7 protein-coding genes are annotated in these 7,648 nt (G+C 69.2%); 2 read left to right on the top strand and 5 right to left on the bottom strand.

Annotated elements, in window-relative coordinates:
- Positions 1–395: 395 nt before the first annotated feature.
- Both bldC and AOK24_RS34895 read right to left on the bottom strand, forming a co-directional pair.
- Positions 396–602, bottom strand: coding sequence for a developmental transcriptional regulator BldC (gene bldC / locus AOK24_RS34900; protein WP_003949541.1), 207 nt, complete (start codon positions 600–602; stop codon positions 396–398).
- Positions 603–1,149: 547 nt separating this feature from the next.
- Positions 1,150–1,992, bottom strand: a complete 843-nt coding sequence (locus tag AOK24_RS34895; RefSeq protein ID WP_055723997.1) for a DUF8083 family protein — start codon at positions 1,990–1,992, stop codon at positions 1,150–1,152.
- A gap of 220 nt (positions 1,993–2,212) precedes the next feature.
- On the opposite strand from AOK24_RS34895, the gene AOK24_RS34890 reads away from it, so the two are divergent.
- Together AOK24_RS34890 and AOK24_RS34885 are read left to right on the top strand one after the other, a co-directional pair.
- A complete protein-coding gene (locus tag AOK24_RS34890) occupies positions 2,213–3,304 on the top strand; it encodes a Leu/Phe/Val dehydrogenase (protein ID WP_055723996.1) in 1,092 nt (363 codons plus the stop codon).
- Positions 3,305–3,597: 293 nt separating this feature from the next.
- Entirely contained in the window at positions 3,598–3,861 is a 264-nt protein-coding gene (locus AOK24_RS34885; RefSeq protein WP_055723995.1) for a DUF3073 domain-containing protein, read from the top strand.
- Positions 3,862–4,033: 172 nt separating this feature from the next.
- Here the strand turns inward: AOK24_RS34885 and purM are convergent, their stop codons facing one another.
- From purM to AOK24_RS34870, 3 genes are all read right to left on the bottom strand, one after another.
- Positions 4,034–5,101: a phosphoribosylformylglycinamidine cyclo-ligase gene (purM, locus tag AOK24_RS34880; RefSeq protein ID WP_055723994.1), complete on the bottom strand. Its 1,068-nt coding sequence runs from the start codon at positions 5,099–5,101 to the stop codon at positions 4,034–4,036.
- 45 nt (positions 5,102–5,146) lie between these two features.
- On the bottom strand, positions 5,147–6,676 hold the full coding sequence (gene purF, locus AOK24_RS34875; RefSeq protein ID WP_055723993.1) for an amidophosphoribosyltransferase: 1,530 nt from the start codon (positions 6,674–6,676) through the stop codon (positions 5,147–5,149).
- Positions 6,677–6,841: 165 nt separating this feature from the next.
- On the bottom strand, positions 6,842–7,630 hold the full coding sequence (locus AOK24_RS34870) for a maleylpyruvate isomerase family mycothiol-dependent enzyme (RefSeq protein ID WP_055723992.1): 789 nt from the start codon (positions 7,628–7,630) through the stop codon (positions 6,842–6,844).
- Positions 7,631–7,648: the final 18 nt, after the last annotated feature.

Here is a 7,648-nt window from a genome sequence, read left to right as displayed (position 1 = left end):
GGGAAGTTCCTTAGGGGAAGCGGGGGTTGGAGGCAAGAGGGTGGGGGTGTGATGGGTGTCACCGGGATTGTTTCCCGGAGTGGGGTTCTTACCCGTCTCCTACAAGGGGTCAATTTAATATGTGCAATTGCACCGGTCCGGGGGACTCCGTACGGGGCGATGCGACAGAGCCGCTCAGGGGGCGCGAGGGCGCACAAAAAAGATCGCGCTGGACTCGGCGGAGCCCAGCGCGATCGACGACACACCCGTGAGGGTCAGGGGCCTGTTGGGGCAGGGCCCGCGCCGTGTGGAGCTGTGATGCGGTGAAACGGTGTTACGGCAAAGCGGTCATGCGGTGAAACAGATGGACATCACGGCTGATGGGGGGACCGCCGCGATGCCCGCTCAGTCGGCGGTCAGGCTTCGCTGCGCTGCTGCGGAATCCCCGCAAGCAGTGCGCGAACCTCGGCCTCGCGGTAGCGACGGTGCCCGCCGAGCGTACGGATGGACGTGAGCTTCCCGGCCTTCGCCCACCGCGTGACCGTCTTGGGGTCGACGCGGAACATGGTGGCGACCTCAGCCGGGGTCAGCAGCGGCTCAGCATCAGGGGTGCGAGCGGTCATGAGCGGCCTCCTCGGGAGAACCGAACCTTCTCGGTTCTTTCCTCTAAATTCTGCACCTTGACCCGCGTTGCCCGAAATGGGCGGACGAGGGTCGAGTCGGTTATAGGACGAACGGCTTGTCCTCGGCACTACAACTACACCATCTGTCCAGCCGCGTCGGCCAAACCGATGGAATTGCCCTCCCAGGTAGTCATCAGCCGCGGAAGCCGATGGACCATGCCATAGCGGACAGTCACACCACTGTGACGATCAGTCACGGCGGCGATCAGGAGTCACAAGACCCCCCAAAGCATGTAATGCTGAGACAGAGCCTCCCCCAGGCTCCTTGTCCTATTTTGGCACGAGGAGCGGCAAGGGATGCAAGGGCCAGTTACGTGCGGTCTGTCACGCTTGACACAAAAGCCCGGATCGGGACCAACGTCCCGTCAGTTTCCGAACCTCAGGACGAAGTACGGCAGACCGTACGCTGTTCGACAACGTTCGAGCCGTGACCTACGTCACTTTTGATGACGGATCAGTTACTTGCAACATCCTTTTAACCGACCGGTCAGTTAGCGGACCGCAGGTCACGCACCGCGCGCCACCGCTCGACGAGCCGCCCGTACGCCTCTCCGGCGGCCTCCCCGTCCCCGCGCCTGAGCGCCTCGATCCCCTCGGCGACGTCCGCGGCGGAGTGGTCGACCTCCAGATCCCCGGCGGCCAGGACGTGCACGAGCCCCCCGTAGTCGACCTCGACGAGCGAGCGCGGGTGGAACTCCTCCAGCCAGCGCCCGACGTCCACGAGCCCGTCGATCAGCGGCCCCTCGTCGATCGCGTCCTTGAGCGCGCGAAGCCCCCGCGCGACCCGGCGCCTGGCCTGCACCATCGGCGTGCGGTAGCGCAGGGTGGGCGGCTCGTCGGCGGTGCCCTTGTCGTAGCGCCGCTCCTCGTCGGAGACCAGCAGGAACCAGTTCAGCGGCACCTGCCAGGTCGCCGTACGGATCCAGGGCCGGGCGTCCGGGTTGCGTTCGCGCCAGCGGTCGTGGTCCTGGGCCGCCTGGAGCCGGACGACCTCGGGGACGGCCGCGTCGACGACCGGCCGCGGGAGGTGCTCTTCGAGTTCGGCGAGGGCCTGCCAGCCGCGCAGCCGGGTCCGCCAGGGGCACACGCACAGCACGCCGTTCGCCTCGATGACGAACGCGTCGGTGCTCTCGCGCACCGGCACCGCGACCGGCGGGGTGGGCAGCAGGTCGGCGAGCGAGCGGCGCAGTTCGTCCTGGTACGAGGGCTTGTGCGGGCGGCGGGCGTAGCGCGCCCAGTGCTCGCGCTCCGGCTCGGGGAAGGCGGCCAGGGGCTCGTACACGCGCAGGTAGGCCGCGTACGGGACGGTCACCGAGGACACCTTGGGCACGCCTGCTCCCTCCCCAGCCGGCCGATCGGAAAACCTCCCGGAACCGGTCACGAATGAACCCGAAAGTCGTGCAAATCGTCGCACGTGCGTACTCCGCGCGGAGGTGATCCCCCGCACAGCGCATCCGGTGGCCGGAAAAGCTCTACGCTCGTGCCGACAGGCCCCGCCACCTGTACGGGGCCGAGCCCCAACCGCCGCTAGTTACCTGGGAGTCACTACCGTGACCGACGTATCCAACGGCGTCCTGCACACCCTGTTCCACTCCGATCAGGGTGGCCATGAGCAAGTCGTGCTCTGCCAGGACCGCAAGACCGGCCTCAAGGCCGTCATCGCACTGCACTCCACCGCGCTGGGCCCCGGGCTCGGCGGGACCCGGTTCTATCCGTACGCCTCCGAGGAGGCGGCCGTCGCCGACGCGCTGAACCTCGCGCGCGGGATGTCGTACAAGAACGCCATGGCCGGTCTCGACCACGGCGGCGGGAAGGCCGTCATCATCGGCGACCCGCTGCGCGACAAGACCGAGGAACTCCTGCTCGCCTACGGCCGGTTCGTGGCCTCGCTCGGCGGGCGGTACGTGACGGCGTGCGATGTCGGCACGTACGTCGCGGACATGGACGTCGTCGCGCGCGAGTGCCGCTGGACGACCGGGCGTTCACCCGAGAACGGCGGCGCCGGTGACTCCTCGATCCTCACGGCGTTCGGGGTGTACCAGGGGATGCGCGCCTCCGCCGAGCACCTGTGGGGCGACCCGTCGCTGGCCGGCCGCCGCGTCGGCATCGCCGGGGTCGGCAAGGTCGGCCACCACCTCGTCGGCCACCTCCTGGAGGAGGGCGCCGAGGTCGTGATCACGGACGTCCGCGCCGACGCCGTACGCCAGGTCCTCGACCGGCATCCGTCGGTGCGGGCCGTCGAGGACACCGGGGCGCTGATCCGCGTGGAGGGGCTCGACGTGTACGCGCCCTGCGCGCTGGGCGGGGCGCTGGACGACGAGTCGGTGCCGGTGCTGACCGCGCGCGTGGTGTGCGGCGCCGCCAACAACCAGCTCGCCCACCCCGGCGTCGAGAAGGACCTCGCCGACCGGGGCATCCTCTACGCGCCCGACTACGTCGTGAACGCGGGCGGGGTCATCCAGGTCGCCGACGAGCTGCACGGGTTCGACTTCGAGCGGTGCAAGGCGAAGGCGGCCGGCATCTACGACACGACGCTCGCCATATTCGCACGTGCGAAGTCGGATGGGATTCCGCCGGCCGCGGCGGCCGACCGGATCGCCGAGCAGCGGATGCACGAGGGGGCTCTCGCGCGGGGGTGGTGAACGCCCCGTAGAGCTTGGTCGCGGTACCGCCGGGGGGAAAGTTGGAGAGAACTCTCACTCTTCCCGGCGGGTCGGCCGCCAATAAGTGGTTAAAATCGCCACTGACCAGCCAGGACGGCATGTCTCACCGAGGCCGGGCGCACGCGCCCGCCACGGGCGACGTACCGTATGGGTGCGGGCTCAGGTACCGTGGGAGCCCTACGGACGGCCTCTCCACGGAGAGTCCGTTCTGGATCATGAACGCGTGTCAAGACTCTGGGGCCGTCGAGCCCCGTCGTTGAGGGGGTCGAGCCATGGGGCGCGGCCGGGCCAAGGCCAAGCAAGCGAAGGTCGCCCGCCAGCTGAAGTACAACAGCGGCGGGACGGATCTCTCACGCCTGGCCGAAGAGCTGGGCGCATCGCCATCGAGTATTCCGCCGAACGCTGAGCCGTTCGAGGACGACGACGATGACGATGGGCAGGATGACCCGTACGCACGGTACGCCGAGCTGTACGGGGACGATGACGACGACGATGAGTCGCCGTCGTCCCAACACCAACATCGTCGTGGCGCGTAGGCGTTAGCTTCTGCCGTCGGCGGTTTGGCCGCACCCGACCCGGTCCGGGGATCATCGGACCGGGTTTTGTGCTGCCGTTTTTGGGCCGTCCTTCGGGTGCGGGTTCGCTGTGGCTTGTCGCGCCCGCGCGGCGGAGCCGCATATCGATACAGCCCCGCGCCCCTAAAAGACTTCAGCTCGCGTAGTCGCCTACCAACTCCGCGCCTGTCGTGTGCGTGCCACGTGCCTCGATCTCGCCTGCCACCCATGCCTCCACTCCCCTGTCCGCCAGGGTCGTCAGGGCCACGTCGGTCGATTCCTCGGGGACGATGGCGATCATGCCTACGCCCATGTTGAGGGTCTTCTCCAGTTCCAGGCGGTCGACCTTGCCGGTTCGGCCGACGAGGTCGAAGATCGGGGCCGGGGTCCAGGTGGAGCGGTCGACCACCGCGTGGAGGGTGTCCGGGATCACGCGGGCCAGGTTGGCCGCGAGGCCGCCTCCTGTGACGTGGGAGTAGGCGTGGACGTCCGTCGTGCGGGTGAGCGCCAGGCAGTCCAGGGAGTAGATCTTGGTGGGCTCCAGGAGCTCTTCGCCGAGCGTGCGGCCGAGGTCGGCGATCTCGGACTCCAGGGCGAGGTTCGCCTGGTCCAGGAGGACGTGGCGGACCAGGGAGTAGCCGTTGGAGTGGAGGCCGGACGCGGCCATCGCGATGACCGTGTCGCCCTCGCGGATGCGCTCCGCGCCGAGCAGGCGGTCGGCCTCCACGACGCCGGTGCCCGCGCCGGCGACGTCGAAGTCGTCCGGGCCCAGGAGCCCGGGGTGTTCGGCGGTCTCGCCGCCGACCAGGGCGCAGCCGGCCAGGACGCAGCCCTCCGCGATGCCCTTGACGATCGCGGCGACACGCTCGGGGTGGACCTTGCCGACGCAGATGTAGTCGGTCATGAAGAGCGGCTCGGCGCCGCACACCACGATGTCGTCCATGACCATCGCGACCAGGTCGTGGCCGATCGTGTCGTACACGCCGAGGCGGCGGGCGATGTCGACCTTCGTGCCGACGCCGTCCGTGGCGGAGGCGAGGAGGGGACGGTCGTACCCCTTGAGGGCGGAGGCGTCGAAGAGGCCGGCGAAGCCGCCGAGGCCGCCGAGGACCTCGGGGCGCTGCGTCTTCTTCACCCACTCCTTCATGAGTTCGACGGCGCGGTCGCCCGCCTCGATGTCGACGCCGGCCGCGGCGTAGCTGGCACCGGTGCTCTCAGACATGGTGTGACTTTCGTTTCGTCCTGCGGAGGCTTACGGCCGCGGGGGTTACGGACGACGGATCGCGTCGACGGCAGCCGGGGCGGCCGTGCCTGCCGCCAGCTCGGTCTCCAGGAGCTGCTTGCCGAGCAGTTCGGGGTCCGGGAGCTCCATCGGGTACTCGCCGTCGAAGCAGGCGCGGCAGAGGTTCGGCTTGGCGATGGTGGTCGCCTCGATCATGCCGTCGATGGAGATGTACGCCAGGGAGTCGGCGCCGAGGCTGGTGCCGATCTCGTCGACGGTCATGCCGTTGGCGATGAGTTCGGCGCGGGTCGCGAAGTCGATGCCGAAGAAGCAGGGCCACTTGACCGGCGGGGAGGAGATCCGGATGTGGACCTCGGCGGCGCCGGCCTCGCGGAGCATCCGGACCAGGGCGCGCTGGGTGTTGCCGCGGACGATCGAGTCGTCGACGACGACCAGCCGCTTGCCCTTGATGACGTCCTTGAGGGGGTTCAGCTTGAGGCGGATGCCGAGCTGCCGGATGGTCTGCGAGGGCTGGATGAAGGTCCGGCCGACGTACGCGTTCTTGACGAGGCCGTTGCCGAAGGGGATGCCGGACGCCTCCGCGTACCCGATCGCGGCGGGGGTGCCGGACTCCGGGGTCGCTATGACGAGATCGGCCTCGACGGGGGCTTCCTTCGCCAGTTTCCGGCCCATCTCGACGCGGGACGCGTAGACGTTCCGGCCGGCGATGTCGGTGTCGGGGCGCGCGAGGTAGACGTACTCGAAGACGCAGCCCTTGGGCTTCGCATCCGCGAATCGGGAGGTGCGCAGGCCGTTCTCGTCGATCGCGATGAACTCGCCGGGTTCGATCTCGCGGACGAAGCTCGCGCCGCAGATGTCGAGGGCGGCGGACTCCGAGGCGACGACCCAGCCGCGCTCCAGGCGGCCCAGGACCAGCGGGCGGATGCCCTGCGGGTCGCGGGCGGCGTACAGCGTCTGCTGGTCCATGAAGACGAGGCTGAAGGCGCCGCGGACCTTCGGGAGCACCGCGTGCGCGGCCTCCTCGATGGTCAGGGGGGTGCCCTCGTCGTCCACCTGGGCGGCCAGGAGGGCCGTCAGCAGGTCGGTGTCGTTGGTGGCGGCGACGCGGGGGGTCCGGCCGCCTTCCTTCTTGGGCAGGTCGGCGACCATCTCCGCGAGCTGCGCGGTGTTGACGAGGTTGCCGTTGTGGCCGAGCGCGATCGAGCCGTGCGCGGTGGCGCGGAACGTCGGCTGGGCGTTCTCCCAGGTGGAGGCGCCTGTCGTCGAGTAGCGGGCGTGACCGACCGCGATATGGCCCTGGAGCGAGCCGAGAGAGGTCTCGTCGAAGACCTGGGAGACGAGCCCCATGTCCTTGAAGACGAGGATCTGGGAGCCGTTGCTGACCGCGATTCCCGCGGATTCCTGGCCCCGATGCTGGAGGGCGTACAGCCCGAAGTAAGTGAGCTTGGCGACCTCTTCGCCGGGAGCCCAGACCCCGAAGACGCCGCAGGCGTCCTGGGGACCCTTCTCACCGGGGAGCAGATCATGACTGAGTCGACCGTCACCACGTGGCACGGCTCCGAGTGTAGGCGAGGCCGAGCACTGGTCCGAATTGGGGATACCGGTCAGTAGTCTCCGGAGTTTGTGTTTCCGCTGGTCAGCGGGGTGTTATCCGGATCGGTCGGGGTGGTTTGGCGTACCGGTGAGTGAGGTGTCGCACATCATTCGGGACTTTGTGGCTTACGCCATCACGGGGAGGTAGGGGGTGAGGTCGGCTCGTTCGCCGCTGGCCGTGAGAGTGGCCTCACTGATGGCGTCCTCCCAGGTCAGGCGGCCTGTCGCCAGTCTGATCCAGGTCAGCGGGTCCGTCTCCACGACGTTCGGCGGGGTGCCCCTCGTGTGCCTCGGGCCCTCGACCGCCTGCACCACCGCGAACGGGGGGACCCGGACCTCCGTCGAGCCGCCGGGGGCCTTTGCCGCGAGGGCGTCCGCGAGGAGGCGGGTGGCTGCGGCCAGGGCCTGCCGGTCGTACGGGACGTCTGTGGCCGAGAGCGCGTCGTTGAGGTCGTCCGTGTGGACGATCAGCTCCACGGTGCGGGTGACCAGGTACTCCGCCAGCGGCATCGCGCCGGCGTTCGTCTGGATCAGCCGGGTGCCGGGGTGGGTGTCGAGCTGCTCGGCGAGCGTCCTTGCCGTCGCCGCGAGGTCGGTACGGCCGGCTTCCGCCAACTTCCGCGTGAACCCGTCAATGGCCACAGCATTCCCCGCCGTCGCGAACGGCCAGTCCAAGAGGGTCGCCTCCTGCTTGCCCGGCTCCGGGAGATCCAGGGCCCGGCCCACCGCGGTCACCGCCATGCCGATGTGCGCGACCAGCTCCCGCACGGTCCAGCCATCCAGCCTCGTGGGGCGGGCCAGGTCGGGTTCCGAGAGGTCCCGCACAGCGGCGTCGAGGTGCGCCAGCTGGGCGAGGACCGCGGTTCGGGTCTTGGCGGGGTCGTAGGCGCGGGGGCGTTTTTTGGCGGGGGGCATGGGCGGGAGCCTATGCGG

The organism is Streptomyces niveiscabiei (genome assembly GCF_001419795.1).
GTDB lineage: Bacteria > Actinomycetota > Actinomycetes > Streptomycetales > Streptomycetaceae > Streptomyces > Streptomyces niveiscabiei.
The sequence above is the reverse complement of the archived record's forward strand: the minus strand, read 5'-3'. Positions and strand labels throughout refer to the sequence as shown.

What these genes read in the sequence shown, in the direction of transcription:
- bldC (WP_003949541.1), bottom strand. Translation starts at nt 602, where the DNA reads ATGACCGCTCGCACCCCTGATGCTGAGCCGCTGCTGACCCCGGCTGAG.
- AOK24_RS34885 (WP_055723995.1), top strand. Translation starts at nt 3,598, where the DNA reads ATGGGGCGCGGCCGGGCCAAGGCCAAGCAAGCGAAGGTCGCCCGCCAG.
- purM (WP_055723994.1), bottom strand. Translation starts at nt 5,101, where the DNA reads ATGTCTGAGAGCACCGGTGCCAGCTACGCCGCGGCCGGCGTCGACATC.
- AOK24_RS34870 (WP_055723992.1), bottom strand. Translation starts at nt 7,630, where the DNA reads ATGCCCCCCGCCAAAAAACGCCCCCGCGCCTACGACCCCGCCAAGACC.